The sequence below is a fragment of the Telmatospirillum siberiense genome (assembly GCF_002845745.1).
Lineage (GTDB): Bacteria > Pseudomonadota > Alphaproteobacteria > Rhodospirillales > Magnetospirillaceae > Telmatospirillum > Telmatospirillum siberiense.
The window spans coordinates 34,835-60,495 of sequence record NZ_PIUM01000016.1 but is presented as its reverse complement, the minus strand read 5'-3'; the positions used below and the strand labels follow the sequence as shown (position 1 = coordinate 60,495).

The 25,661-nt window shown below is 62.6% G+C and carries 19 protein-coding genes; 5 read left to right on the top strand and 14 right to left on the bottom strand.

Going from position 1 to position 25,661, the window contains the following annotated elements:
* Nucleotides 1-25 precede the first annotated feature (25 nt).
* A complete protein-coding gene (gene argE, locus CWS72_RS14385; protein WP_101251319.1) occupies nt 26-1,180 on the bottom strand; it encodes an acetylornithine deacetylase in 1,155 nt (384 codons plus the stop codon).
* Between the two features lie 137 nt (nt 1,181-1,317).
* Between argE and CWS72_RS14380 the strand changes: the two genes are divergently transcribed.
* On the top strand, nt 1,318-2,481 hold the full coding sequence (locus CWS72_RS14380; RefSeq protein WP_158240660.1) for a S1 family peptidase: 1,164 nt from the start codon (nt 1,318-1,320) through the stop codon (nt 2,479-2,481).
* A gap of 7 nt (nt 2,482-2,488) precedes the next feature.
* On the opposite strand, the gene CWS72_RS14375 is transcribed toward CWS72_RS14380, so the two are convergent.
* The 3 genes from CWS72_RS14375 to CWS72_RS14365 all read right to left on the bottom strand — a co-directional run bounded on the left by CWS72_RS14375 (nt 2,489) and on the right by CWS72_RS14365 (nt 5,802).
* On the bottom strand, nt 2,489-3,967 hold the full coding sequence (locus tag CWS72_RS14375) for a RimK family protein (RefSeq protein WP_101251317.1): 1,479 nt from the start codon (nt 3,965-3,967) through the stop codon (nt 2,489-2,491).
* A gap of 57 nt (nt 3,968-4,024) precedes the next feature.
* Nucleotides 4,025-4,543 carry a GNAT family N-acetyltransferase gene (locus CWS72_RS14370; RefSeq protein ID WP_101251316.1) on the bottom strand — a complete coding sequence of 173 codons (519 nt, stop codon included), beginning with the start codon at nt 4,541-4,543 and terminating at the stop codon, nt 4,025-4,027.
* Nucleotides 4,544-4,902: 359 nt separating this feature from the next.
* The gene (locus tag CWS72_RS14365) at nt 4,903-5,802 is read right to left on the bottom strand and encodes a GntR family transcriptional regulator (RefSeq protein ID WP_101251315.1); all 900 of its coding nucleotides are present in this window, start codon (nt 5,800-5,802) and stop codon (nt 4,903-4,905) included.
* A gap of 209 nt (nt 5,803-6,011) precedes the next feature.
* On the opposite strand from CWS72_RS14365, the gene CWS72_RS14360 reads away from it, so the two are divergent.
* Entirely contained in the window at nt 6,012-7,100 is a 1,089-nt protein-coding gene (locus CWS72_RS14360; RefSeq protein ID WP_146002755.1) for an Ldh family oxidoreductase, read from the top strand.
* A 65-nt stretch (nt 7,101-7,165) separates the two neighbouring features.
* Here the strand turns inward: CWS72_RS14360 and CWS72_RS14355 are convergent, their stop codons facing one another.
* Complete coding sequence (locus CWS72_RS14355) at nt 7,166-7,945, bottom strand: transporter substrate-binding domain-containing protein (protein WP_101251313.1); 780 nt, start codon at nt 7,943-7,945, stop codon at nt 7,166-7,168.
* A gap of 163 nt (nt 7,946-8,108) precedes the next feature.
* On the opposite strand from CWS72_RS14355, the gene CWS72_RS14350 reads away from it, so the two are divergent.
* Nucleotides 8,109-9,383, top strand: coding sequence for an alkaline phosphatase family protein (locus CWS72_RS14350; protein WP_101251312.1), 1,275 nt, complete (start codon nt 8,109-8,111; stop codon nt 9,381-9,383).
* A gap of 122 nt (nt 9,384-9,505) precedes the next feature.
* On the opposite strand, the gene CWS72_RS14345 is transcribed toward CWS72_RS14350, so the two are convergent.
* On the bottom strand, nt 9,506-9,841 hold the full coding sequence (locus CWS72_RS14345; RefSeq protein ID WP_158240659.1) for a c(7)-type cytochrome triheme domain-containing protein: 336 nt from the start codon (nt 9,839-9,841) through the stop codon (nt 9,506-9,508).
* 11 nt (nt 9,842-9,852) lie between these two features.
* Nucleotides 9,853-11,127 carry an alpha-hydroxy-acid oxidizing protein gene (locus tag CWS72_RS14340; protein ID WP_101251310.1) on the bottom strand — a complete coding sequence of 425 codons (1,275 nt, stop codon included), beginning with the start codon at nt 11,125-11,127 and terminating at the stop codon, nt 9,853-9,855.
* Nucleotides 11,128-11,457: 330 nt separating this feature from the next.
* On the opposite strand from CWS72_RS14340, the gene CWS72_RS14335 reads away from it, so the two are divergent.
* On the top strand, nt 11,458-12,795 hold the full coding sequence (locus CWS72_RS14335; RefSeq protein WP_101251309.1) for an MATE family efflux transporter: 1,338 nt from the start codon (nt 11,458-11,460) through the stop codon (nt 12,793-12,795).
* Nucleotides 12,796-12,814: 19 nt separating this feature from the next.
* Here CWS72_RS14335 and CWS72_RS14330 read toward each other — a convergent pair whose 3' ends face one another.
* The 5 genes from CWS72_RS14330 to CWS72_RS14310 form a co-directional block, all read right to left on the bottom strand.
* On the bottom strand, nt 12,815-13,495 hold the full coding sequence (locus CWS72_RS14330; protein ID WP_101251308.1) for a response regulator transcription factor: 681 nt from the start codon (nt 13,493-13,495) through the stop codon (nt 12,815-12,817).
* A 111-nt stretch (nt 13,496-13,606) separates the two neighbouring features.
* Nucleotides 13,607-14,299 carry an Hpt domain-containing protein gene (locus CWS72_RS14325; protein WP_158240658.1) on the bottom strand — a complete coding sequence of 231 codons (693 nt, stop codon included), beginning with the start codon at nt 14,297-14,299 and terminating at the stop codon, nt 13,607-13,609.
* 301 nt (nt 14,300-14,600) lie between these two features.
* Nucleotides 14,601-16,781 (bottom strand): methyl-accepting chemotaxis protein, encoded by a 2,181-nt coding sequence (locus CWS72_RS14320; protein WP_241911732.1) that lies wholly within the window; start codon nt 16,779-16,781, stop codon nt 14,601-14,603.
* Between the two features lie 58 nt (nt 16,782-16,839).
* On the bottom strand, nt 16,840-18,633 hold the full coding sequence (locus CWS72_RS14315) for an ATP-binding protein (RefSeq protein ID WP_101251306.1): 1,794 nt from the start codon (nt 18,631-18,633) through the stop codon (nt 16,840-16,842).
* 170 nt (nt 18,634-18,803) lie between these two features.
* Nucleotides 18,804-21,818 (bottom strand): HD domain-containing phosphohydrolase, encoded by a 3,015-nt coding sequence (locus CWS72_RS14310; protein ID WP_241911731.1) that lies wholly within the window; start codon nt 21,816-21,818, stop codon nt 18,804-18,806.
* A gap of 180 nt (nt 21,819-21,998) precedes the next feature.
* Between CWS72_RS14310 and CWS72_RS14305 the strand changes: the two genes are divergently transcribed.
* The gene (locus CWS72_RS14305; protein ID WP_101251305.1) at nt 21,999-22,757 is read left to right on the top strand and encodes a DeoR/GlpR family DNA-binding transcription regulator; all 759 of its coding nucleotides are present in this window, start codon (nt 21,999-22,001) and stop codon (nt 22,755-22,757) included.
* A 12-nt stretch (nt 22,758-22,769) separates the two neighbouring features.
* Here the strand turns inward: CWS72_RS14305 and CWS72_RS14300 are convergent, their stop codons facing one another.
* A complete protein-coding gene (locus tag CWS72_RS14300) occupies nt 22,770-23,744 on the bottom strand; it encodes a cation diffusion facilitator family transporter (RefSeq protein ID WP_199175690.1) in 975 nt (324 codons plus the stop codon).
* A 150-nt stretch (nt 23,745-23,894) separates the two neighbouring features.
* A complete protein-coding gene (gene ybaL / locus CWS72_RS14295; protein ID WP_101251303.1) occupies nt 23,895-25,622 on the bottom strand; it encodes a YbaL family putative K(+) efflux transporter in 1,728 nt (575 codons plus the stop codon).
* Nucleotides 25,623-25,661: the final 39 nt, after the last annotated feature.

Below are 25,661 nucleotides of genomic sequence, written 5' to 3'. Positions count from 1 at the left end.
GGTAAAGGCTCCCCGGGGCCGGGCTTCAGCCGGTAAGGCGCGACAGCAGGCGATCCATCATGGCGTCGCAGGCCGCCAACTGGGATTCGTCGATATATTCGTCGGGCTTGTGGGCCTGGACGATGGAGCCCGGGCCGCAGACGACGGTGGGGACGCCCAGCCGCCGGGTGTAAAGCCCGCCTTCGGTTCCGAAGGAAATCTTGCCGGTGCTGTTGCCGCCGGTAAGGCTTTTGACGAAGGCGACCACTTCGGCGTCGGCCGGGGTATCCAGGGGCGGATAGCTCGACAGCGGTTTCAGCAGAACATCGGCCTGGGGGAAATTCTTGCGGGCGTCGTCGCGGATTTGTCCGGCGATGGTCCGTACGGCGGCCATCAGGCCGTCGATGTCGTCCTGGGGAAGATGGCGTATCTCGAAATCCAGCCAGCACAGGTTGGGCACGATGTTGAGCGCCGTTCCCCCCTGGATGCGCCCGACATGGACGGTGGTATGCGGCACTTCATAGCCGTCGTCGCGATGGCCGTCGCGCAGGATATCGGCTTGCAGCCGACGCAGGCCGCCGACCATGTCGCAGGCCAGGTGAATGGCGTTCAATCCGTTTCCCGGCAGGCTGGAATGGGCTTCCACCCCCCGGCATTCGATGCGGGCGGCGGTCTTGCCCTTGTGGGCGCTGATCACCTGCAGCGAGGTCGGTTCGCCGACGATGCAGAAGCGGGGCCGGACCGGCATGCTCTCCATCATGTCCAGCAGCCGCCGGACTCCCAGGCAACCCACTTCCTCGTCATAGGATAAGGCGACCACAAGGGGCACCTTCAGGGACTTGTCCCTGGTCTTGCCGGCCAGGGCCAGGACGCAGGCGATGAAGCCTTTCATATCGGCCGTTCCGCGTCCGAACAGCCGTCCGTCCCCGGCCCGCAGGGTGAAGGGATCATGGCTCCAGGTCTGGCCGTCCACCGGCACCACGTCGGTATGACCCGACAGCATGACGCCGGGACGGTCCTCCGGCCCGATCACGGCATGCAGATTGGCCTTGCATCCGTCTTCGGACTGGACGCGAAGGATTTTGGCGCCGCAATCGGCCAGGACTTTCTCGGCATAGGCGATCAGATCCAGATTGCCGTCGCGGCTGACCGTGGGAAAGGCTATCAGATCGCGCAGGATGGCGATGCTGTCGCGGTGCATGGGGGGCTTATCCTCGACTATGGCTTTCGGAGCCGGGAATGTTTTCGGGGTTCAAGGCCGGCGCCGGACAGGATATCGCCTTCGTTCCCGGACTTCAAAGATGCCGATGGCGCCGCTTTCTGATAAGGACAAGGGCCATGACCATTATGAAAGCCTCGTTCCTGTCCGCCGTGCTCGTCCTGCTGGCGATCCTCGCGGCGCCGATGGGGGAAAGTGCCGCGCAGACGGATGGGGCCGGCGAATGCGAGCAGCTGGTCTCCGCGACCGATCTCGCCTATGGCAACGGGGATCTCGCCGGCACTGCCCGGTTCGCCGCGACCTTGTTCTCGCGCTGCCAGATCGCGGACGAGGATTGGGCCAGGCTTTCCTTCCGCTACGCCGCGGCTCTCAGCCATGCCGGCCGCAAGGAGGAGGCGCTGGGCGTTCTGGGCCGCTGTATCACCCGGCAGCCGAAAGCCGCCCTCTGCTATTCGGGGAAGGCCGCCGTTCTCAGCCGGCTGGGACGGCAGGAGGAGGCGGGCCAAGCGCGGATGTTGGCGCAAACCCTCGGCGCCCTTCCGAGGGAAGGCGGCGGGACGCCGTCGGGAAAGGCCGTGCCGCCGCCGTCGGCGCAGCCCGGTCCGGCCGGCATGCCGGCGCCCCGCGCCGAGACTCAGGCCGGCCGGTCCCGGGGAGAGGGGGCGGTCAAGGCGGGGACCGGTTTCTTCATCGATGATCGCGGTCATCTGGTGACCAATGCGCATGTGGTGTCGGGCTGCGGGCGCCTTGAAACCGCAGGCAAGGCGCCGCTCAAGCTCATCGGTGTCGACGGCGGGGTGGATCTGGCCGTTTTACAGATGTCGGCCCCGCCGGCCGCGAACGGCAAGCTGCGTCTCGATCCGCCGCTTCGCGTCGGCGAGGATGTGCTGGCTTTCGGGTTTCCCTTGCCCGGCCTTCTGTCGTCGGAGGGCAATGTCACGGTGGGGATCTTGAGCGCCACCCGCGGCGTCGCCGACGATCCGCATGTGCTGCAGATGACCGCGCCGGTGCAAAGCGGCAATTCCGGCGGCCCGTTGCTCGATGGCGCCGGCAATGTGATCGGCGTCGTCGTCTCCAAGCTCGACGCCGCCAATGTGCTGCGCCAGACCGGGGATCTGCCGCAGAATGTCAATTTCGCCATCAAGGCTTCGGAATTGGCGCTCTTCCTCGACCGGCTGAAGATCCCCTATGGGCGGGCAACGGCGACGGTTCGCCAGAACACGGCCGATCTGGCGGAGGCGGCGACGAAAATGTCCGTGCAGATCATCTGTTCAGGGCGGTGAACAACGATCAGCATGCGGCCTTCAAGGCGAAGGAGCGCGGCCGCATTTCCTCGGCCCGGCGCAGGAAATAGCGGAGCAGGCAGCGATAAAGCTCATCGCCGATCACCGCGTCCTCCATGCCGATGTCGATATTGGGATTGTCGTTGACCTCCATGACGAAGACGCCGTTCGCGGTCTCTTTCAAGTCGACGCCGTAAAGACCGCGTCCGACCAGCCGCGCCGCCCGCAAGGCGACATCAAGGACCTTGGGTGGAACATCGGCGAGGGCGATGGCCTGGGTCGCCCCTTCGGCATGCGTTCCGTCGGCGTCATGTTTCAGGATCTGCCAGTGATGCTTGCACATGAAATAGCGCGCGGCGAACAGGGGCTGGCCATCGAGAACGCCGATGCGCCAATCGAATTCGGTCGCGATGAAATCCTGCAGCAGGATGATTTCCGAATGTTTGAGCATGCGCTCGGCGATGTCGTGCAATTGTCGCCGGTCGCCGGCTTTTTCGACGCCGATGCTGAAGGCCCCGTCGGGAATCTTGACGACGACGGGGAAGGCGCAGGCGTCCTCGATTCCCTCGCGGCTGCGGCGGGTCAGAAACCGCGTGTTGGGCGTGGGCACGCCATGACCGCGCAGCAGCTCTTCAAGATAGACCTTGTTGGTGCAGCGGATGATCGAGGTCGGATCGTCGATCACCGGCATGCCCTCCCGTTCCGCCTTGCGGGCGAAACGGAAGCTATGATGCGGAACGGCGGTGGTTTCGCGAATGAAGAGGGCATCGAACTGCGTCAGCCGCCGATAGTCCTTGCGGTCGATCTCGACGACATTCACATCCATCGCGCGGCCGACCTCGGCCAGCCGCCGCAGCGTCTCCGGTTTCGAGGGCGGCAGGGGATCGTTGGGGTCGCGCAGCACCGCCAGATCGAAATGCGACGTCGAGGTCATTTTCGGACGTTGCCAGCGCCGCTGGACATAGACATCGAGGCAGTGCAGGAAAAAATCATCCTGCTCGGCCGGCACGTCGCGCAGATCGAGCGTATGGACATCGACGACCCGCCAGCCGTCGGTTCGCTCGAGATCGATCCGCAGCAGCGGGCATCGCAACCGCTTGAAGGCCCGTTGCGCCAACTCATGGAAGCGCTGGTCCTCCACCTCGCCGAAATACACATGCAGACTGACGGCGTTTTCCAGGCACGACAGATCCGGCATATGGGCCAGGGGCCGGTCGAACATGTCGTGATCCGTATGGACCTCGCGCCGGTACATGCCCGCCATGGCGGCGATATCGGGAACGGCCCGGTCGCCGCGCGCCTCGGCGAGCAGCGAGACGTAATAGCCGGTGCTCAAATATCCGTAACCCCGGCACAGGTTGATGATCCGGCTGTGCGGGAGCGTTTTCGATTGGGCCAGATAATCATTGGCCGTCACGATGCGTCCACCCGGATCCGGCCAGCGGAAATCCTTGCGTTTATCGACGACGATGAGATGGGAGGGCATGATGGGGCTTTGCTCCGGATCGAGCGGGGAAGGGGAAAATGATGATGGGGCGGCCGGTCACAGCGAGCGTTCGAGCCTGAGGCCGCCCATGCCGTCGGCGTAGTAGCCCGGCAAGCGGGTGATCGCGTGGAAGCCTTCGCTTTCGTAGAGGTGGCGGGCGGGGGCGTTATCGAGTCTGACCTCCAGATGCATCATCCGCCGTCCCCGGTCGAGCGCCGCCGTCTCGGCGGCATGCAAAAGACGGCGTCCCATGCCGCCGCTGCGGACGCTGGGCGCGATGGCCAGGGAATAGAGACGGGCAATGCCGCTGTTTCGGTGAAACAGAAGCACCGCCGCGCCAAGCGGGATGCCATTTTGTTCGGCGATCAGCACGGTTGCGTGCCCTCGCGTCAGCAGCCCGTGATAGCTGCGTCGTGAAAGCCTGTTCGAGGTGAAGCAGGCATTCTCCAGCGCCACCAGCGCATCCAGGTCATGGTCCGAGGCACGGCGGATGACGGGACGGTCGATTCGCGTGAAAGGAAAGGCGTCGCCGACGTCGAACGCCGGCAACGACCTCATCGCCAGGGCACGGCTCATCTGGCCGGCTCGGAACCGGTGGCGGACGATGGACCTTTACCGGGTGTCACGGCAACGACGGGGCTGCGGGGGAATTGATTGCGATCCATTCTTCGAAAGTCGGTGGACGTGGGCCGCCCTTGTCGGGGGAAGGGTGTCGCGACTGCGACGAAGCGTAGGTTCCGGTCACTCTGTGGCAAAATTTTGGTCCCGCTACCGCCCCGGGCCGACGTCATGCCGGCGCGGATTGGAAAGCCCCGCAGTTTAGCGCCATGTCGGAAAGACAGGTCCCACTTATGCGGGAGGCAGCCATGAAGACTTGGCGGGACGGTCCGGAAGTCTGTGGGAAATCGATGGCGGATCATCGCTTGCGCCGGCGGTCACGCCGGGATTGCCGGCTCCAGCGAGCGGATGAGATTGACCCGGCTGTTGGAGAGATGCTCGCCCATGGCCCGGGTGGCGGCGGCCAGATCCTGGTCGGCCAGGGCTTCGAGGATGACGAGATGTTCCCTGATGGCCGCCGTGTTGAAGAACTGCTCGTCGTCGACGTTCCACTTGTAATGGTAATAGAAGACGAAGGAGACGATATCCATGAAGTCCATGGCGAATCTGTTTTGCAGATGAGACAGGATCCAGCCATGGAATTCGCGGTCGAGAAGGCGGAAATCCTTGTAGCGATGCGTCATCTGACCGGCCAGCGTCCGATGCCTGAGCAATAGCGTGTGGGCCGTGCGGTGCCAGGCGTCGTCGGCCGCCGGTCCCAGCCGTTTCATCGCCTCCAATTCCAGCATCTGTCGCATGTCGGCAACCTCGGCGGCAAATTCGATTTCCAGTCCCAGCAGCTTCCAGCCGCCGCGCGGACGTTTCTCGACCAGGTGGAAACGCGAGAAACCGATCAGGAATTCGCGGACCGACGCCGTGCTGACGCCGCTGCTGCGCGCCAGATCGGTTTCGGAGAATTCCCGCCCCGGTCCCCAGTCGCCATGCCGCATGCGTTCCATCAGGACCTGTTCGATCCGTTCCTGCGGGCTGATGATCTGGGTTTCGTTGAAATAATCGTCCGCCTTTGGCGGATGGGCGAGGTGGATCCGCCGCTCGCCGCGGATGATGGCCCCTTGTTTTTCCAAATTTCCGAGAGCGGCGTGGATCGTGGTGCGGCTGACGTCGAGGAGGCGGGCCAGTTCGCTTTCCGAGGCATGACCATGGGACACCGGACCCTTGGAAAACAGATCGAGAAGGGCGTTCATCGTTCGCTTCTGGATGAAACTCGTCTTGGCCATGCGACAATTCCGGGGACCGTTCCGACGTCCGCCAGCTTAGCATGAATGGGCTCTTACCGATAAAAATCACTTACTATTTGACATGACATTCGAGCCGCCTAGTATCGATAAAAAGCGGTTATCGCCTTTCGGTCCTGTGCGTTTTGCAACTCCTGAAGGTCTTTTCAGGAACTGCCGGCAGCGCCGTCAAAAAAATCAAGGAGGAGGAAATGGAAGAGTTCGATGGCGTAAGGTGCCGTGGAGAAGCGGTCGAAAGCTTCGTCAAATCCCTGGTTGCCGGGGCCGGCGCATCCGAAGAGAGCGCCGCCGCCGTGGCCCGCGCGCTGACCGATGCCTCGATGCGGGCTGTCGATACCCACGGCGTGCGGCTGACCCCCCATTATCTGAGGGGGTTGAAGGCCGGGCGGATCAAACCGAACCCGACGGTGCGGATCGAGCGACTGTCCCCGGCGGTCGTTCATGTCGACGCCGACGACGGGCTCGGCCATCTCGCCAGCTATCGCGGCATCGAGGCCGGAATCGAGGTGGCGCGTGAAAACGGCATCGCCGCCGTCGCCATCGGCCGTTCCACCCACCACGGCGCCACCGGAGTTTACACGTTGACCGCCGCCCGCCAGGGATTCGCCGCTCTCGGCATGACCAACGCCGACGCCATCGTCGCTCCTCACGATGGCGTGAAGGCCTTTTTCGGAACCAATCCGATTACCTTCGCCGTTCCGGCCGAGAGCGGCAATCCGCTGCTCCTCGACATGGCGACCAGTAGCATTCCATTGAACCGCGTGCTGCTGAGACGCGATACGGGGACGGATCTGCCGCCGGAAGTGGCGATCGACGGCAAGGGGGAGATGACCGTCGATCCTTTCGCCGCCGCCGCCCTGGTGCCGCTGGGCGGCGCCAATTACGGCTACAAGGGGGCCGGGCTGGCGGTGATGGTCGATATGCTGTGTTCCGCTTTCACCGGCATGTTGCATGGCGCCCGTTTGCCGTCTTTCGCCGGGGACGACGTCACATGGCCGGCCCGCCTTGGGCATTTCTTCATTATCTTCGATACCGGCGCCTTCCAGCCACGGCAGGCCTTCGCCAACCGGGTGGCCGAGTTCCTGGCCGACCTGCGTGGCCAGCCGGCCCGCCCCGGCGAAAGCGTCAAGGCCCCCGGCGATCCGGAATGGGCGGCGCTCGCCGAGCGGACGGCGAACGGCCTGCCGATCGACGCCGCGACGTGGAAAACCCTGGGTGAGTTCGCCCAAAGCTATGGATGCGCCGTTCCCGACGTGATCGCCACCACCTCGGCCCATTGATCTGGATATCGGGGATCGCCCCGGAACTTGCCGCTTGAACGACGCGTCAGGTTCCGGGACTGGTTTCAGTGCATGGCCGCGTTCAGATAGGCCTGCCATTTTCCGCTGGCCAGGGCGTCGGCCATCCAGGCGTCGACGGCCCGCTTGAAAGCCGGATCGCGGCGCAGCAGATAGGCCTTGTCGAAATGGGTGAAGGGTTCGGCCACCGAGGCCGGACAGAGGACGCCCGGATGGCGGACGGCCTGCAGGCCGACTTCGATGCCGTCGGTCACCATGACGTCGGCCTCTCCCTCGGCGATGCGCTCGAAGATCGTCCGGTTGTCCGGCCAGACGGCCAGTCGCGCCTGGGAAAGATGTTCGCGGGCGAAACGTTCGTTGGTGCCGCCGGGATTGACCACCACGCGCACGGTCGGCTGATCGATGGCGCTCAGTGTGGCGAATTTGTCCTTGTCGGCGCAGCGCACGATCGGCCGTTTGCCGTCATGGTCGTGGGATATGGAGAAGTCGCCGGCTTCGGCGCGTTCGGGCGTGACGGTGACGCCGCCGACAAGCACATCGAATTTTCCCGCCTTGAAATCGTCGAGCAGGGTTTTCCAGGTGGTCGGCACGAATTCCGCCCGAACCCCGAGGGCGGCGGCCAGATCCTTCCCCATCTCGACGTCGGCGCCGGACAGCCGTCCCTCGGCATCGCGGAAGCTGTAGGGAAGATAATCGCCGGTGGCGCCGATGCGGATGACACCTTCCTTGCGGATGGCATCGAGCGCACCGTCTTCGGCCCGGAGCGGCGTGGCGACCCAAATGGACAGCAGGGTCATCGTCAGGAAAATCGAGCGGAACGCGTTCATGCTAACTCCCCGGTGGGTCTGCCCGCCGACTCGTTGAATTGCATTCGGGCGGCGGTCGGTCAATCCTTGTCTGTTTCCTCCGTAGCCACAATTCAATCCTTTGTCCGAACGGGTGATTTTCCCCACAATATTGATCGGACCAGACCTCCTGCCGGGAGAGACCATGCCATCCTTCATGCGTCCCTTGCTTCTCGCCTTGTCATTGCTGGTCTCGGCTTGCGTGACGGTGCCATCCGGAGGGCAGGGGGAGGGCGTACCGCCGCCCCGCCGGGCGCCCCTGATCCTGGTTTCCCTGGATGGTTTCCGCGCCGATTACCTCGGCCGGGGCCGGTCCCCCGTTTTGTCGGCCCTGGCCGCATCCGGCGTGACGGCCGATGCCATGCGTCCGGCCTTCCCGTCGGTGACCGAGCCCAATCATTACACCTTGGTCACCGGCCTTTATCCGGATCATCACGGCATCGTCTACAATGTGATGGAAGACCCTAATCTGGCGCCCAACGGCTTCTTCAACCATACCGACCATCGCTCCATCGCCGACGAGCGCTGGTGGAATGCCGCGACGCCGCTTTGGGTCGGCGCCGAACGGCGGGGTCTGCGGACGGCCGCCATGTTCTGGCCGGGAAGCGATGTCGCCATTCATGGTGTCCGCCCGTCGTTATGGAAGCCCTACGACGGGACGGTGGCGCCCGAACGGCGCGTCGACGGCGTGCTGGAATGGCTGGATCTGCCGGAAGGGCAAAGGCCGGATTTCATCACGCTCTATTTCGAGCAGGCCGATGAGGCCGGTCATGCCGGGGGCCCCGACTCCATGGCCGTCGATGAAGCCCTGGGGCGGATCGACGGCGCCTTGGGCCGCCTGTTCGACGGTCTGCGGCGGCGCAATCTGTTCGAAAGGGTCAATCTGCTGATCGTTTCCGATCACGGCATGGCGGCGACCGCCGCGGAGCGCGTGGTGTTCCTGGACGACCTGGCCGATCCCGCCGACGTCCATGTGCTGACCACCGGCGCGGTGACCGAACTTCGTGCCCTGCCTGGACGGGAGGCGGCGGTGGAAAGCCGCCTTCTGATGCCGCGCGAGCATGTCGCCTGCTGGCGCAAGGCCGACATTCCCGTCGCCCTGCATTACGGCGCCAATTCCCGGGTGCCGCCGTTCGTCTGTCTGGCCGAACCGGGATGGCTGGTGACGAGCCGGCGGGCGATGGCCGAGATGCAAGCGAAGGGCCGGGCCTTTGGCGCCGGAGCGCATGGCTATGATCCCGCCGATCCCGCGATGGCCGCCCTGTTCGTCGCCCATGGTCCGGCTTTCCGCAGCGGGGTCCGGCAGCCCGCTTTCGACAATGTCGAGCTTTATTCCCTTTTGTGCCGTTTGCTGAACGTGCCGCCCGAACCGAACGATGGGCAGGCCGATCGGCTTCTGGGAATTCTGCGGACGGATTGACGGTACTTAACGGGAGTGATCTGGCGGCCGACTCAAGCATTGCAGAGGCGCCAGGATCCGCGCCGATTTTGTCAAAGGCTGAGGAGGGAACCGCGAGGTTCCCTCCTCTCGATGGGTGTTCGTCAGAAACGACGATGGCAGCTATCGCATTTGTCGAAGGCGAGTTTGTCGTTGTGACAGGCGAAGCAGCTTTGATCGGTGTCGTGCGTGGGCCGATCGATCAGACTTCGTTTTTGCGTCTGGAACAACTGCTTGCCGGTGCCGGCAAAGTCGGTGTGGCAGTCACGGCAGACATATCCCTTGGACGCGTGCATGCGGTGATCGAACTCCACCGTTCCCCGGCCGCCACCACGATAGGTGAACGCCTCGGGGGCGGCGGCGATGGCTCTGTCCGCCAGGGCGAACAGAAATGCCGCCATGACGAAGGCCAGTCCCGCTACCCTTGCAAATCGGGTCATGACAGGCCTCATCAAGCAAGAACGGTGCGATTGATGCTCCGTACGTTCGCCGCTCCGACCATGACCATGGCGGCCTCGAATTCACTGCGCATGGTGTCCATGAACAGCGCCACGCCCTGCCGTCCGCCACCGAAGGCGGCACGGACGAGATGGCGTCCGACCAGCACGCCGCTGGCACCGAGCGCCATATATTTGAGCACGTCGACGCCGTAATGGACGCAGCCGTCGACCAGGATCGGCACCTTGCCGTTCACCTTGGCGGCGATGGCCGGCAGGACGTCGGCCGTGCCCGGCGTATGATCGAGCACCCGTCCACCGTGGTTGGAGACGACGATTCCGGCGGCGCCCGCTTCGACGGCGGCAAGTGCGTCCTCGGGGGTCATGATTCCTTTGACCAGGAAGGGAATCTTGGTGGCGTGAACCAGTTGACGGAGTTCCGCCACGGTTTTCGGTCCCACCTGCGTGCGCTTGTTGGGCTGGTTGCCGTAGCGTCCGGCCGAATCGATGTCGATGGTGATCAGCGCGGCATTGACCGATTCGGCCAGGCGGATCATCTCGATGAAGTTGGTCTGCGGGCGCGGCTTGATGCCGGCGATCGCCCGGCCGCCGTTGTGTCCGATCACATCGAAGCGGGCTTTCAGCACCTCCTCGGGATCGGCCGGGGAGTCGCCTACCGACCCCAGGGTACCGGCGTCGGCACATCCGCCGATGATCGCCTCGAAATAATCGACATCGGAGATCTTGCCGCCGAAGTTGGCGGCAACGCCGCCGATCGGCGCCGCCATGGCGGGGAAGGAAAGCTTCTGGCCGAGCAGCACGGTCGAAGTGTCGGGCCGCTTCTCGACGTTCAAGACACCGTTCAGGGCCCGCATCTTCAGACGGACATGCTGAAGATCCTTGAAATTGTTCTGGAAGCTGATCCCCGAACCGAGACCGCCGAAGCCCGGATATTCCCCGGCACAGGCGACGCCGTCGCATTGGGGGCAGACCCGGCAGCGGGGATAGAGAACCTCGCGGGCCTTTTGATAAACTTGGCCGACTGCACCTTTGACGCCGGCAGGTCCGAATTGCGTCGTCGGTGCGGCGGCGGAAGCGGCCGGTGCGGGGCTTTTCTCGTCGCTCGGCAATTCCACCGATTTCGGCTGAGCATCCTCGGCATGCGCGGACGAAACCAGTTGGCTGGCGACGATGCCGGCGCCGAACAAGGCACTTCCGCAGAGGAATTCACGTCTGTCGGCTGATCCTGTCAGAGTTTCAGCCGTTTTGTCATCATTCGAGGCGACCATGGCTACTCCAATTCGTTATGTGGGGAATTTCCCATCCCCAGACGGTTTCCAACCCTTTGATGACAAACAGGATGACACGAAATAAATTCCTATAAAAGAAAAGACATAATCTTTTTATGGTTAATTCGGGAAGGATTCCCCGGGGCGTGATTATTCCCGCCAAGGTCAATCATCCCCAGCTATCCTTCTCGCGTGAGAGGGAGTTCTGCTTATCCCGAGCCATTTCGTCTTTCGAGGAATAAATTGTAATTTCTCCCTCATTGATATCCTTTTGGTTGAAATGCGATTTGAGCAACATTGGTCGGACGGACGAACGGAGCGAAGCGGGGAATGACGATTCCGGTTCCTGACGCCTGGTCGTGGCATCGCCGCGTCTTGAAACTGGCGGTACCGATTATCGCCGCCAATCTGACGCAGCCGATGTTGTCGACCGTGGACACGGCGATTGCCGGCCATTTGTCCGGGGCCGCTTCGTTGGGCGGTGCTGCGCTCGGTGGCCTGTTCTTCAATATCGTTTTCTGGGGATTAGGCTTCCTTCGGATGTCCACCACCGGACTGGTGGCGACCGCCTATGGAGCACAGGACCAGACGGCGTTGCGCGATCATCTGCTCCGGGCCCTGATCCTGGCGGTTTGCGCCGGAGCGGTGCTTCTCGCCGTCAAGGGCCCGCTGACCGCGACGGCGGTCCGCCTTTTCGGGGGCGGCGCGGTCGTCAGCGAGGCCGCGTCGGGCTACATCGCCGCGCGCTTATGGTCGGTCCCCTTGACGCTCGCCAATTTCGTCATTCTTGGTTATTTGCTGGGATGCCAGCGAACCGGACTGGCCCTGCTGGTGCAGGGGGTGATCAATGCGGTCAACGTCATCTTGGCGGTCGGCTTGGTCTATGGTCTCAATCTCGATCTTGTCGGCCTGGGAAGTGCTACTGCGTTGGCCGACACGGCCGGATTCGTCGCCGGCGTCGCCATCTTGTGGCGATTGCGTGCGGAAAACCTCCCGACGCTCCGTTGGCGGCGGTTGCTTGCGTTTAGCGCCTTGCGGCGGTTGATGGCGGCGAATGCCGATATTTTTCTGCGCACGTTGTGTCTGATCGTCTGCTTTACTTGGTTCACCCACGCCGGTTCCCGGCAGGGCGATGTCATCCTGGCGGCCAATGCCGTGCTTTTGACGCTGCAGACGGTGATGGCCTATCTTCTGGATGGTTTCGCCCAGGCGGGTGAAGCCCTGGTGGGGGCCGCGATCGGAGCGGGGGAGCGGACCTCCTATCGGCGGGTGATTCGTGTTTCGACGCAATGGGCGGTGTTGACCGCCGGTCTGTTCTCTCTGGTCTATGCGCTGGCTGGATCTCTCATCGTGCGGGGACTGACCGACAACGCGCCCGTTCGTCAGGCCGCCATTGCCTTTCTGCCCTGGGCGGTGGCGTCTCCGCTGGTATCGGTGTGGAGTTTTCAGCTCGACGGCTTTTTTATCGGGGCGACGCGGACACGCGACATGCGCAACGGCATGATGTTCGCCATGCTGTCCTTTTTGCTCGCCGCGAGCAGCCTGCCGGAAATGTTCGGCAATCATGGCCTGTGGGCGTCATTCCTGATTTTCATGGTGGCGCGCGCGGCGGCCTTGTGGCTGTTCCTGCCCCATATCGAACGGGATGGATTCCTGGCGGCCGAATAGAAAAGGCGGTTCTTCCCGATCAGCGGCTTTCCCGGGAAATCAGGGCGTAGCCCATGCCTCGGACGGTGACGATCGGCAACTCGGCCGAGGTGACGCCGCGCATCTTGCGCCGCAGACGGGCGATCAGCGTGTCGACCGTGTGGTCGCTGACATCCCGGGGATCGCGGTTGCTGATGACGTCGAGCAGATAATCGCGGTCGACAGGCTGCGGCCGGGATGCCGCGAGCGCTGCCAGAATATTGAACTCGCCCGATGTCAGAGGCATCAGATTGCCGTCGGGCGTGAAAAACTCGCGACGGATCAGATCGAGAATCCAGCCGTCGAAGGTCAGCACGGTTTCGCGCGTGCGGCGGAGTACGCTGCGAATGCGGGCGTGAAGCGCCGGCAGGCTAAGCGGCTTCGTCACGTAATCGTCGCCGCCGGCGTCCAGCCCGGCAATGATGTCCTCGGAGGTGTCCCGACTGGTGATGAAGATCAGTCCGCATCGCTCGCCCAGACTGAGCCGTTTGGCCTGCAAAATGCCGTCGCCGTCGGGAAGGTTGACGTCGAGCAGGATGACGCCGGGCGTAACGGAACTCAAGCGGCGCTCCATCTCGGCGATGCTGGCGGCGGGCCAGACTTGCAGACCTTCTCCTTGGAGATAGTCCGTAATCATGCACAAAAGTTCCGGGGAATCCTCGACGACAAGAACGCTTGGCATGAGCTGTTTAATGTTGTTTTTGAAGAATTCCAGATTAGGCTGCTTTCCTGCGCGGAGCAATGCTCAGGAGAGGGGGAGGATTAAATTTATGAGTACTATCCTCATTTGCGGCTACTTGTTCGCCAATTTCAATCTGTGATCAATATCATTTATTGATATTTCTATTTCAAGGCGAAGTTTCCCTGCCAACTCGACGATCAGTTGCGGATCTTCGGAAAAACGCATGGCATCCCTGGCGACGCTGCCCAAGGCCGCATAGCCGAAATTGGCCGCGCTGCCTTTCAATCGATGTGCGATATCGGCCAGATGTTCCGGCCGGAAAACGGCGGGGTCGAGCGCGGCGCGTTGCTGGCGCAACGTTTCACCCAGCAGACGCAGAAGATTGTGTCCCGTCATCGTCTCGGGCAGAGCCACACCGACACAAGGGTCGTTCGCCTCGACGTCTGCCGGGGAACTCAGTCCCGCCAGCCATTCGATGATCGCCTCGGTGTCGAGGGCGCGATCGGCTCCCGCGGCCAGCGCCAGTTCCGAACCATGTTCCGAGCTATCGCAAACGACCAACGGTGTCACGGCGGCGGTGGCGCCGATGCCGCCACGCAGCCGGACCACCGCGTCGGTGGTGCCCATGTCGGCAGGCTCGCCGGCCAGAAGGATGACGTCGAAGGCGCGCACGTTAAGCATGGCGACGGCCGCTTCCGTGCGGGAGACGGGGAAAACGCGATAATGCCGCTGGCGCAGCCCGGCGGCCATGTCTTCACAGGCGGTTCCCAGCAGCAAAATGTCGAGAGTGTCCCGGGTTGCCATGGCTTTTCCCGCGAAATGTCGATTCGGACAGCATAGGGGACGAAGACCCTCCATCCCATCAACAACAGTTGATCCTGGGAATTACGCCAATGGAGGGAAAATGAAGGGCTGCGGGTAAGCGGTACCGGCAGGCCAAGCTCGACGAGCGGCGCGAAGGCGAAGCGGTCGTCGCGGATATGGGCGAGCGTGTCTAGATCTCGCATCAGGCCACGAGGGCGCCAATTCGCTCGCCGCACCCGCCATCACCTCACATTCGCGCCTGCCGCTTCATCCACGCCGATGACCAGACCGGCGGCTGGCCTCAGGCGGCACGGACCCCTTGCAAGAAGTCACTCACCGTCGTCTTCAACTGATTGGAGCCCTGCGATAGGGTTTCCGATGATGACAAGACCAATTCGGCTGCCGTTCCGGTTTCCGCCGCCGCATGCTTCACGTTGCCGATGGTCGAAGAGACCTCTTGCGTGCCCGAGGCTGCTTGCTGAACATTGCGGGCGATCTCCGCCGTTGCTGCCGATTGTTCCTCGACGGCTGAGGCAATGGCGGCGGAGATCTGATTGATCTCTTGAATACGTTTGACGATGCCGCCGATGGCCGTCACCGCCTGCTGGGTGGCGCCTTGTACGGCATCGATCTGCGCGCTGATTTCCTCGGTCGCTCGCGCCGTTTGATTGGCCAGGCTTTTGACCTCACCTGCGACGACGGCGAATCCCTTGCCGGCATCGCCGGCGCGCGCCGCTTCGATGGTGGCGTTCAAGGCCAGCAGATTGGTTTGGCTGGCAATATCATTGATCAGTTTCACCACATCACCGATGCGCGTCGAGGTTTCCGCCAGCCCCTTGACCACGTCGTTGGTGTGATCGGCTTCGTCCGACGCGGCCTGAGAAACGCGACTGGACTGCTCGACCTGGCGTGCGATCTCGGCGATCGACGAGGACAGTTCCTCGGCCGCCGAAGCCACCGTCTGCACGCTGGCTGATGCCGCTTCCGACGCCGCCGCAACGCTGGTCGCCTGGTGGGTGGTCTGCAGAGAATTCGCCGACATCGTCTGCGCCGTTCTGTCGAGATCGTTCAAGGCATTTCCCACCGTATCCAGAACGTCTGAGACACTGTGATCGAATTGGCGCGCCAGATCTTCCAGTGTCTTGGCTCGGGCCTCGCGGGCTGCCTGCTCTTTGTCCCTGTCGGCCGCCAAGCGGTCAGCCCTGAGCGAATTGTCACGGAAGACCTGCAAGGCGCTCGCCATGGCGCCTATTTCGTCGCTTCGCGAAAGGCCGGGGATTTCCACATCCAATTCGTGGTCGGCCAACCGCCCCATCACGATGGTCAATCGTGCCAATTGATTAATGACCTGATGCGACAGATAGATGATGCTTCCTCCCGACATCAAACACGCAAGAGCCAAGATGGCGAGAGAAATGGACAGGCGAAACCAGGCGTTGCGGATGGCCAGATCGTTCATGTCTTTGGCGGTTTCGAGGGCCGCATCCCGCAGGACAAACAAGTTGTTCAGCATGGGCGTCGTCCAATTCGGCCAGACGGACTGGTCGACCGGCGAGTCCCGACCATTTCGGGCCGCATCAAGAACCGCCGCGTAGCGCGTCTCCCCCTCGGTCATCACCGAGTTCTGCACATGTGCCATGGCGTTGGCGAGTTTTACGGGGTTCCCAAGATTTTGAACGGCCTTGCCGATGTTCTGCCACAGCAACGCCACTTTGCCGGTCAGCTCTGTGCTGGTCACGATGCGTTCGGGCGAGAACGGCTGCCTGCGTACGAAAATCCCTAGATTGGCCGAGCGGGCACCATCGACATTTCGCATGTCTTGGGCCATCAGGGCCAGCTCAATCGTCTTGCCCAAGTCGGGAGCCCTGGCCAGAATGGCGCGATAAGAAGAGGTGGTCGCCTTTTCCGTCGATGCCACAACCCGTTCAAAACCGTCCACCGAATCCGCCAAGGCATTGGCAGGCCGTTCAGCCTTGGGTCTGACCATTGCTTCTTTGGCTTCGGAGCGGACGCGCGTCAAGATCGCGGCGGCAGCCTCCAAATCCGCAGTTGGCAGACCGGCCTCTTTGGCTGCCATAATGGCTTCACTCAATTTCTTATCGGTGACAGCGACCGCTTTTTCCACAGCGGTCTGGGCCTCCGTCGTGGCTGGCGTCGGCGTAATCAGCGGTGTCGACCACGCATTACGTTCAGTGAGCAAAAGACCGGCCAGATGCAAAGTTGGTTCGAACGCCCGTATGGAATTGGCCGCTGCCGTCTGCCGAGACAGATCGGAAACCGCTGTCCAGGCAATGAAGCCGGAAAGAACGATGCCGAGCGCTCCGGTGGATATGTTGGCGATCATTATTTTCGTGCGCAGTTTCATTGCGTTTTCCATTTTTAGATGGAGTGGCAGCCCAAAATCTAAGGACGCAAATGCATATTCTTGAGCATATAGTTGCTGCGGACGGCTGGGAGTCCCCGTTTGAGGACACTGCGACAAGATTATAGGGGTATGACATCTTGATCAAAGGGCTTCTTCCTCTCCGCTGTTGGTGGGATCAGGCGCCGTTCGGCCCTTCGCCGACATTGCGAAGCAGGACGGCCGTCAGCCGGGCCGGGCTGAACGGTTTCGCCAGGTAATCGTCCATCCCGGCGTTGCGGCAGGCCTCTTCGTCCTCGCGCAGGGCGTTGGCCGTCAGGGCGATGACGGGAACCTTGCCCGTTTCGCCGGGCAGGGCGCGAATCCGCCGGCAGGCTTCCAGGCCGTCAACGACCGGCATGCGCATATCCATGAGCACAAGGTCGAAGGAGCGTTCCCGGATGGCTGCGACCGCCTCGGCTCCATCGGGAACCACCTCGACCGTATGTCCTCCACGATCGAGCAGGACGCTGATCAGCTTGCGGTTGGTCGGGTCATCCTCGGCAACCAGGATTTTCAATGGGCGGATGGAGGCGGTGACGCGGGCCGGCTGGACGAAGGCGCCTTCGCCGGCCGCCATCGGAATTTCGACGATGAAGCGGCTGCCTTTTCCCGCCTCGCTCTCCACCGTGATGGTTCCCTCCATCAGTTCCACAAGCTTCCGGCAGATGGCCAGTCCGAGCCCGGTGCCGCCGAATCGCCGGGAAATGGAGGAATCCGCCTGGGTGAATTCGGTGAAGAGCCTTTGCCGGGCGGTGTCGTCGATGCCGATGCCGGTGTCGGACACCAGGAAACGGATTCGCTTCCGCTCCGGTGTGTCCGACACGACGCCAAGCGTGAGACTGACACCGCCCTCCAGGGTGAATTTGATGGCGTTCCCAATGAGATTGAGCAGAACCTGGCGAATGCGCAGAGGGTCGGTTCTGACCAGGCTCGGCACGTCCGGGTTGATGACCAGTCTCAGATAAAGTCCTTTTTGCCGTGCCCCGGCGGTCATCAGGTCGATGACGCCGGAGACGAGGTGCGCCAGATCGCAGTCCGAAATGTCGAGGTCCAGCCGTTCGGCATCGAGTTTGGAAAAATCAAGAATGCTGTCCAGCACGTCGAGCAGGGTCTCGGAGGATTGGGCGATGGTATCCGCATATTCCCGGGCCTCGTCGTCGAGAGGACAACCCCTGAGCAGGCCAGCCATCCCCAGAATTCCGTTCATCGGCGTGCGGATCTCATGGCTCATCATGGCCAGGAACGACGCCTTGGCCCGGGCTCCGGCCTCGGCGGCCTCCTTCGCTTCCTGCAGGGTCTGGTTGATTTGCCGCTCCCGCTCGATATGCCGGTATTCCTCGTGGCGCATGCGATTGGATTGGGCCCGGGCGATCGCGCCCACCACATATGTGACGAGGGTCAGCGAGACGACGATGGAGATGTCGAGGAGGCTTTCCGAAACCGGCCGCAATGTCTCCCAGCACAGCAGGCTGATGGCCACCGCGTAGCCGGTCAGCAGGGCGACGGCCCGGAACGATCCGGGCAGGCACATCCACAGCGACAGGGCGATCATCGGAAACATCATGCCGCCGTACCGGTTCAATACCGGGTGGGCGAAGACCATGGCGTTGAACAGGAAGAAAACATATTGATGGAGGTGGGTGACGATGGTGACGCCCCGGTCGGTCCGGGCGCGCGACATCGCGATCATCGCCAGCAGGCCCGCCACACCGATAAAAAGCCGATCGATCAGAAAGAACAGGATTTGCCGCTCGCCCTGCAGCATGAGGAAATCGAGGGGAATGAAGCCCAGGCAGGTCACCGTCGTGCCAAGGATGCAAAGGCGCGCGCCCGCCGCCGTCCGCAATCCGGCTTTCGCCTGATACAGGGATTCCGCGGCGGGGTCTTGGAATTCGCCGGTCCAGGAGATATCGGGGCCGCGGGTGCTCATGTCGCTCTCATTATGGTGACGTCGCCGCCGGGATCAAGCGGCGGGACCGGGCCTTAGGGCTTGTCGCGAAATAATCGCGTCCTTCCCTAAGGTTCTATATGACGCTTCCGCTCCGCTTAAGCGGGCTCAAATGCCGCTCAGGCTCAAGGGCCTGTCGATTTGATAATTTATCAACAGGCATTTAAATAGCGTTCGATGTCGACCGTATCGTTTTGTTCGGCGGAAAGGAATTTTTCCGCGTACCGCCGATGGATGCCGCTTTCCAGAAACAGACGGAACAGATCCTGATCGATGTGTTTCCTCTGGGCGAATTGGCTCAGGATTTCCACCGCTTCGGACAATGTCTTGGGTTTCTTGTAAGGGCGGTCGGACGCCGTCAATGCCTCGAAAATATCGGCGATCACCATGACACGGGCCGGGATCGACAATTGTTCGCCGGTCAGTTGCCGCGGATAGCCCGTACCGATCAGCGTTTCATGGTGGGTGCCGGCATATTCGGGAACGCGCTTCAGATGTTTCGGAAATTCCAGGCTGTCCAGCATGATGATGGTGTGGACGATATGTTCGTTGATCTTGAAGCGCTCCTCGGGGGTCAGGGTGCCCCGGCTGATCGACAGATTGTAGATCTCCCCCAGATTGTAGAGATGCTCGGGAACGGCCATCTTGAAGCCGAAGCGGGCATCGAAGGTTCCCTCCGAGCCCATGCGGGCGAAGATGTGTTCGGGCTTGTCGGACAGCAGCGTTTCTCCGGCGGGAACCGGCAGCGGGGGCGTCGAGGCCAGGCGGGACAGCTCGCCATGCGACAGGCCCAACCGGTCGTCGAAATGGCGTATCCAGGGCTGTCGGGCGACAGCTTTCAGCCGTTCGATTTTCTGCGGATCCATGAATTCGCCACCGATGTTGCAGGCGGCGACGAAAGCGAAATCGTCCACCAGCGATTGGCGCCGCTCCTCCAAACGGCGCGCCGTCGCCTCGGCATCGCCTCCGTCCAGCCTTGTCTGCAGTGCGGTGATCTCGGCGTCGCGCCACAGGACTTCGAAGCGCGTGCGGATTTCATGAATACGGTTGTGGATGGTTTCCAGCTTGGTGGCCTTGTCGATCACATATTCAGGCGTGGTGACCTTGCCGCAGTCGTGGAGCCAGGCTCCGATGCGGAATTCGTCCCATTGCTCCTCGGTGTCGAAACGGAAATGGGCGAGGGGTCCGCTTGTCGTTTCGCAGGCTTCCTTGGCCAGCATGAAGGCGAGTTCGGGGACCCGTTCGCAATGGGCCCCGGTGTAGGGGCTTTTCGCGTCGATGGCGCCGGCCAGGATCCTGATCAGGGAATTCACCAGGTTCCGTTGCGAATCGAGCAGGGTACGGTTGTAGAGGGCGGTGGCGGCGAGCGCCGACAAGGCTTGCACGAAACGCTCGATTTCGGGGGAAAATGCCGTGATCTCGCCGGTGGCGGGGTCGATGGCATTGATCAGTTGCAGGGCGCCCAGCGGTTCTCCGCCGCGTGGCATCAGGGGAACGGTGAGCAGGGACATGGTGCGGTAACCGTGGTCCCGATCGAACTGCCGGGTCCCGGAAAACTCCTGATCCGCTGCGTCGTAGGCGTCGGCGATATTGGTCGATTTCCGCAAATGCACCGAGAGGCTGACCACGTTGCGGTGATTTTCCGAGCCGTCCCGGTCGAACAAGGGGACATGGGGGAAGCCGGGAGAGCGGCTATCGGCGCCGTAATCGATGCCGAGGCTGTCGTTCTTCATGATGCGGAACGCCATGCATTCATCATCGTCGCGGATATAGACGGTCCCTCCGTCGGCCCTCGCCAGATCCTTGGCGCCGCTCAGAATCATCTCCATCAACCGGTTGCTATCCTTTTCCGCCGAGAGGGCGATGGCCAGATCGACCAGTTTTTTCAACGATTCCTGGGTTTTCTCAAGCTTGCGCGTCCGTTCGATCAGGCTTTGTTTCATCTGGACGAAAGCCCGGGCCAGCGAATCGATTTCCAAAATGACGGAGCCCGTCGGCGTTATGCCGGAGAAGTCCCAGCCGCGAATCCTTTCCGCGTCGACGGCGAGCAGATCGACCGGATGGGCCAGTCTTCTGGCGGACCAGGAGACGACGGGCAGGACGATCAACAGCAATATGCCGTTGATGATCAGGATGTGCCTGCGCATGACGTCGATATGGCCGGTGAAGTCGCGTTCGGGCGCGAACATGGCGAGGTGGACGGGGGTGGCGGTGTCCGCGCCCCAGCGTGCCCGATAGACGATGAGCGGATGCCCGTCGTCCTCGCGCAGGCTCGTGCCATCCGGGTCGGCCCCCATGACCTGGGCGAACGGATAGCGGCCGGAGAGGGCCGCCAGGTCGGTCATCGGTGCCGGCCGCTCGGCACGTTCCGGTATTTTGCCGGAGAAGGCCATGATCCTCGATTGGTCGTCGAGCAGCATGACGCCGCCATGCGCCGAGACCTCGAACGCATCGAGAAAGGATTGGAGCCCGCTCAATGTCAGGTCGACCCCGACGACGCCGTCGGCGGTGTCCAGGCGGTGGGCGGCGGTTATGCCCGGCGCTTTCAGCGAATCGAAGAGGTAGGGAGGCGAGAGGGTGGCGATCGATCGGGCCATCGCGATGCGGAACCAGATGCGCTCGCGGGGATCGTAGGAAAAAGTTCCGTCATCGGTCTGGCCGAGAATTCGATCGTCTTCGCCCAAATAGCTCCAGCGCTGCCGACGGCCGCCGTCGGCCGTCGGGGTAATGGCGCGAACGATCAGAACCGTGCCAGGCGGCGCTTTGTGGGCATCGAGGATGCGCTCGTCGCCCCGGGTGGCAATCACTTGCAGGAAACTGCCGTCGTCATGGGCGAAATAGGCCGAGTAAAAGACCTGCTTGTTCTTGAGAAGAGCCGACAGCAAGCTGAAGCTCGGGTGGCTCGGTCCATCCTCGATGGGAACGCCGAGCACCGGTTGCCGGGCGAGGATGGCGGTTTCCTCTCTGAGCTCGCCGACCAGGGAGGCCAGACGGTCCTGCACGCGTTCGGAGATCTGGCGGAATTGATGTTCGGCGGTTTTTTTGGCGGTCCGCGCGCTCTCGCCGACCACCGTGAGCAGGGAGAGGCCCGCCGTCGCCAGAACCAGAAGAAGCACCAACGCTGAAATGCTCACATGAAAATGGATGTGGCGAGGCAACAGGCGCATTGCTCTTTCCTTTTCCGGCTGGGCTTCGGTGGGTCGGCGTACAGGAATTTTTGAAAAAACAGCGCTTCTTTGAAAAACTATGCACCACGCCGGAGTCATGCGCATCAAGTAAAGAGGGGGACTTGCCGAGACACCGTCTTCAGCGGATCATGACGGTCGAAGTAATATGGACTGGTTCATATGAGGCATAGCAACGATCGACGACGGCGCATTCTCGATCTGGTTTCGACAGGTGAGGAGGACGTTGACGCCCTGGCCCGGCGTTTCGGCGTTTCGGCATCGACCATTCGCCGCGATTTGGCGGGATTGTCGCGATCCGGCGCGATTACCCGGACTTACGGAGGGGCGGTTCTGGCTCATCGGGCGCCGGAACAGACGCTACCGGATCGCGAACGCATTCAAAGCTCCGCCAAGGAGGCCATCGCCCGTGCGGCGGCCGGCGTCATTCAGGACGGCGATAGCGTCCTGCTCGATTCAGGTTCGACGGTGGGGGCCCTCGGCCATTGCCTGGCCAACGCCACGGTTCGGGTGGTCACCGGCAACCTTCCCCTGGTTCCGGTTCTTGTCCAGCGGGGTTTCCAGGTCACTATTCTGGGTGGCGACGTGCGTTCGATCAGCATGGGGGTCGTCGGGTCCCTGGCGGAACTGGTGCTCCGGCGCCTGACTGTGGACAAAGTGTTCCTCGGCGCCGATGGCGTGATTGCCGGCCGGGGCTTGTGCGAAGCCAGTCCGGAGCAATGCGCTCTCAAGGAACTGATGATGGCTCAGGCGGGCTCGGTCTTCGTTTTGGCCGATTCCAGCAAACTGGGACAGGCCACGCAGCAATGCTGGGCGCCGATTTCAAAGCCGTGGACTTTGATCACCGACGCCAAGGCGAGCGAGGCGCAGTTGCAGCCCTTCCTCTCCCGTCCGGAAATCACCGTTCTAAGGGCCCGTTGATAAATTATCGAATCACGTGTCGTGGAAATGGGTCAGCCGGCAATTTTCTTTGCCGTTGCCGTTCTCGAGTTGAATGGTGGCATGATCTATGCCGAATTTATCTTGCAGCACCTTGCCGACGCGATGCAGAACGTCGTCGTCCACCAGGGCGTTTGGTTTTACCAGGTGAGCCGTCAGGGCGACCGAGGTCGTGCTCAACGGCCAGATATGTAGATCGTGGATGGCGACGACACCTGGCACTTCCATCAGGAAATCCTCCACCGCTTCGCGGTCGATATGGGTGGGGACGGCATCGAGCGCCAGATTGAGCGACTCCCGGAACAGGCCCCAGGTGCCGACGGCAATGACCACGACGATGGCGAGGCTGACGACGGGATCGAGCCATAGCCAGCCGGTCCGGCTCATGATGAAGGCCGCCACGACGACGCCGAGAGACACGGCGGCATCGGCCGCCATATGCAGGAATGCGCCCCGGATGTTGAGGTCACCCTTGCTGCCGGCCATGAACATGGCCGCTGTTCCGGCGTTGACGGCGATTCCCAGGGCCGCCACCCACATCACCGTTTCCCCGGCCACCGGCTGGGGATGGCCCAATCGCAGGACAGCCTCCCAGGCGATGCCGCCGACGCCGATCAGCAGGATGACCGCATTGACCAGCGATGCCATGATGGTGGTCCGTCCCAGACCGTAGGTGCGCCGCTTCGACGCCCGTTTCTTGGTCAGCCATGCCGCCGCCCAGGCGATCAGAAGGCCTGCCACGTCACTGAGGTTGTGCCCGGCATCCGCGAGGAGCGCCAGGGAGTCCACGGCGAAGCCGTAGAACGCCTCCATTCCGACAAAGCCGAGGTTGAGCGCGATGCCGATGGCAAAGGCCCGGTCGTAACTTGCGGGACCGTGGTGGTGGCCATGGCCATGGTCGAGGGAACATCCGCCGTGGCCATGTTCGCCGTGGCTTTCTAGGTGCTGGTGTTCATGGTCGTGAGCCATGTCGGTCGTCCTGATCATCCGTGTGGCAAAAGGCATGGGGCCGTTCATGCGATGCCTGAAGACTGATGACTGCACCGCCGAACGGATGGCAGGATGCACCCTGTAGCGACTATAGGGTCAATGGGCCAGATGCTGGTCGAAGATTGAGTCTCACGCCGATGCTCGTGGCATGGTCAGCAACTGGGCGGTGATGCTGCGGGCGATTTCCCGTTCGCCCATGATCACCTGATCGGCGCCCTGCGAGGTCAAATGCTCGACCTCGGCGTCGGAATGGGCGCGGGCGATGATGTGCAGCCCCGGGTTGGCGTTGCGCGCCTGGGCGATCACTTGCCCGGCTTCGAAGGCGTTGGGGATGGCCACCACCAGATGGCGCGCGGCCGGAAGGTTGGCTCCTTTCAGGACGTCGGGATTGGCGGCGTTGCCGGCGACCGCCTCCAGCCCGGCTTGTCTGATGAGTTTGATGGCCTTGTCCGAGTCCTCAATGACCAGCAGTTGCAAGCCTTCGGCCAGAAGGGCCGTGCCGACCAGGCTTCCGACCCGTCCATAGCCCACCAGGACGACGTGGTCGACCAGCGATGTGACCAGAATGTCGGCGGGGAATTTCTCGGCGGGGGGATGGGCTGCTGTATCGGAGGGAACGACGGTTTTTGCCGATTTGCCGAAGCGGCTTTCGAGGCGGAGCGTCATCCATCCGACCGCGGCGAACATCAGGGGATTGATCAGGATCGAGAGGATCGCGCCGGCCAGAATGAAGGAGCGTCCTTGTTCCGGCAGCAGGCCAAGCTTCACCCCCAATTCCGCGAGGATGAACGAGAACTCGCCGATCTGGGCGAGACTGGCGGAAATGGTGAGCGCCGTGCCGACCGGCAGGCGGAAGGCCAGGACGATCAGGAAGGAGGCCAGTGATTTGCCGAATATGATGATCAGCAGAACCGCCAGGACCGGGATCGGATCCCGCAGCAGGATTCCCGGATCGAACAGCATGCCGACCGAGACGAAGAACAGGACGGAAAAGGCGTCGCGCAGCGGCAGCGAGTCCTGGGCCGCCTGATGGCTGAGTTCCGACTCGCTCATGACCATTCCGGCGAAGAATCCGCCCAGAGCCAGGGAGACGCCGAAAAGCTGGGCCGCTCCGTAGGCGACGCAAAGGGCGATGGCCAGAACCGCCAGGCGGAACAATTCACGCGACCCGCGATGGGCGATGCTGTGCAGGATCCAGGGAATGAGGCGCCGGCCGACGATCATCATCATGACGATGAAGGCAACCACCTTGGCCATGGTCAGGGTCAGGATGCCGGTCAATCCCAGGTGAAGGCCCTGTACGATCCAGTCCTGGGTCTGATCCGTACCGCCCCGCGTTCCGGCCAGCGCGGGGAGCAGCACCAACACCAGAACCATCGCCAGGTCCTCGACGATCAGCCAGCCGACGGCGATGCGTCCGCGTTCCGTATCCAGCAGCCGATGGTCCTGTAGCGCCCGCAGCAACACGACGGTGCTGGCGACGGACAAGGCCAATCCAAAGACGAGACCGGCCGCGATCGGCCAGCCGAGGCCGAGAGCCATGCCGAAACCGAGAAGGGTCGCCATGGCGATTTGCACCAATGCGCCAGGGATCGCCACTTTTCCGACGGACAGCAGATCCTTGACCGAAAAATGCAGACCGACACCGAACATCAGGAGGATGATGCCGATTTCCGCGAGTTCCGGGGCCAGCGTCTGGTCGGCCACATAGCCGGGGGTGAATGGGCCGACGGCGATGCCGGCCAGAAGGTAGCCGACAAGGGGGGGAATGCGCAGGCGATTGGCCAGGGCGCCGAACAGAAAGGCGAGCCCGATGCCGGCGACGATAGTGGTGACGAGCGGCGAGTCGTGCAGCATGACGGGAACCGGAGGGGCTGGAGAACGGTGGGGGCGCCA

Coding starts and splice junctions, on each gene's coding strand:
- CWS72_RS14380 (WP_158240660.1), top strand. CDS start 1,318: ATGACCATTATGAAAGCCTCGTTCCTGTCCGCCGTGCTCGTCCTGCTG.
- CWS72_RS14330 (WP_101251308.1), bottom strand. CDS start 13,495: ATGCCAAGCGTTCTTGTCGTCGAGGATTCCCCGGAACTTTTGTGCATG.
- CWS72_RS14365 (WP_101251315.1), bottom strand. CDS start 5,802: ATGGCCAAGACGAGTTTCATCCAGAAGCGAACGATGAACGCCCTTCTC.
- argE (WP_101251319.1), bottom strand. CDS start 1,180: ATGCACCGCGACAGCATCGCCATCCTGCGCGATCTGATAGCCTTTCCC.
- CWS72_RS14345 (WP_158240659.1), bottom strand. CDS start 9,841: ATGACCCGATTTGCAAGGGTAGCGGGACTGGCCTTCGTCATGGCGGCA.
- CWS72_RS14315 (WP_101251306.1), bottom strand. CDS start 18,633: ATGAGCACCCGCGGCCCCGATATCTCCTGGACCGGCGAATTCCAAGAC.
- CWS72_RS14305 (WP_101251305.1), top strand. CDS start 21,999: ATGAGGCATAGCAACGATCGACGACGGCGCATTCTCGATCTGGTTTCG.
- CWS72_RS14360 (WP_146002755.1), top strand. CDS start 6,012: ATGGAAGAGTTCGATGGCGTAAGGTGCCGTGGAGAAGCGGTCGAAAGC.
- ybaL (WP_101251303.1), bottom strand. CDS start 25,622: ATGCTGCACGACTCGCCGCTCGTCACCACTATCGTCGCCGGCATCGGG.
- CWS72_RS14370 (WP_101251316.1), bottom strand. CDS start 4,543: ATGAGCCGTGCCCTGGCGATGAGGTCGTTGCCGGCGTTCGACGTCGGC.
- CWS72_RS14325 (WP_158240658.1), bottom strand. CDS start 14,299: ATGGCAACCCGGGACACTCTCGACATTTTGCTGCTGGGAACCGCCTGT.
- CWS72_RS14340 (WP_101251310.1), bottom strand. CDS start 11,127: ATGGTCGCCTCGAATGATGACAAAACGGCTGAAACTCTGACAGGATCA.
- CWS72_RS14335 (WP_101251309.1), top strand. CDS start 11,458: ATGACGATTCCGGTTCCTGACGCCTGGTCGTGGCATCGCCGCGTCTTG.
- CWS72_RS14310 (WP_241911731.1), bottom strand. CDS start 21,818: ATGCGCCTGTTGCCTCGCCACATCCATTTTCATGTGAGCATTTCAGCG.
- CWS72_RS14350 (WP_101251312.1), top strand. CDS start 8,109: ATGCCATCCTTCATGCGTCCCTTGCTTCTCGCCTTGTCATTGCTGGTC.
- CWS72_RS14355 (WP_101251313.1), bottom strand. CDS start 7,945: ATGAACGCGTTCCGCTCGATTTTCCTGACGATGACCCTGCTGTCCATT.
- CWS72_RS14300 (WP_199175690.1), bottom strand. CDS start 23,744: ATGGCTCACGACCATGAACACCAGCACCTAGAAAGCCACGGCGAACAT.
- CWS72_RS14375 (WP_101251317.1), bottom strand. CDS start 3,967: ATGCCCTCCCATCTCATCGTCGTCGATAAACGCAAGGATTTCCGCTGG.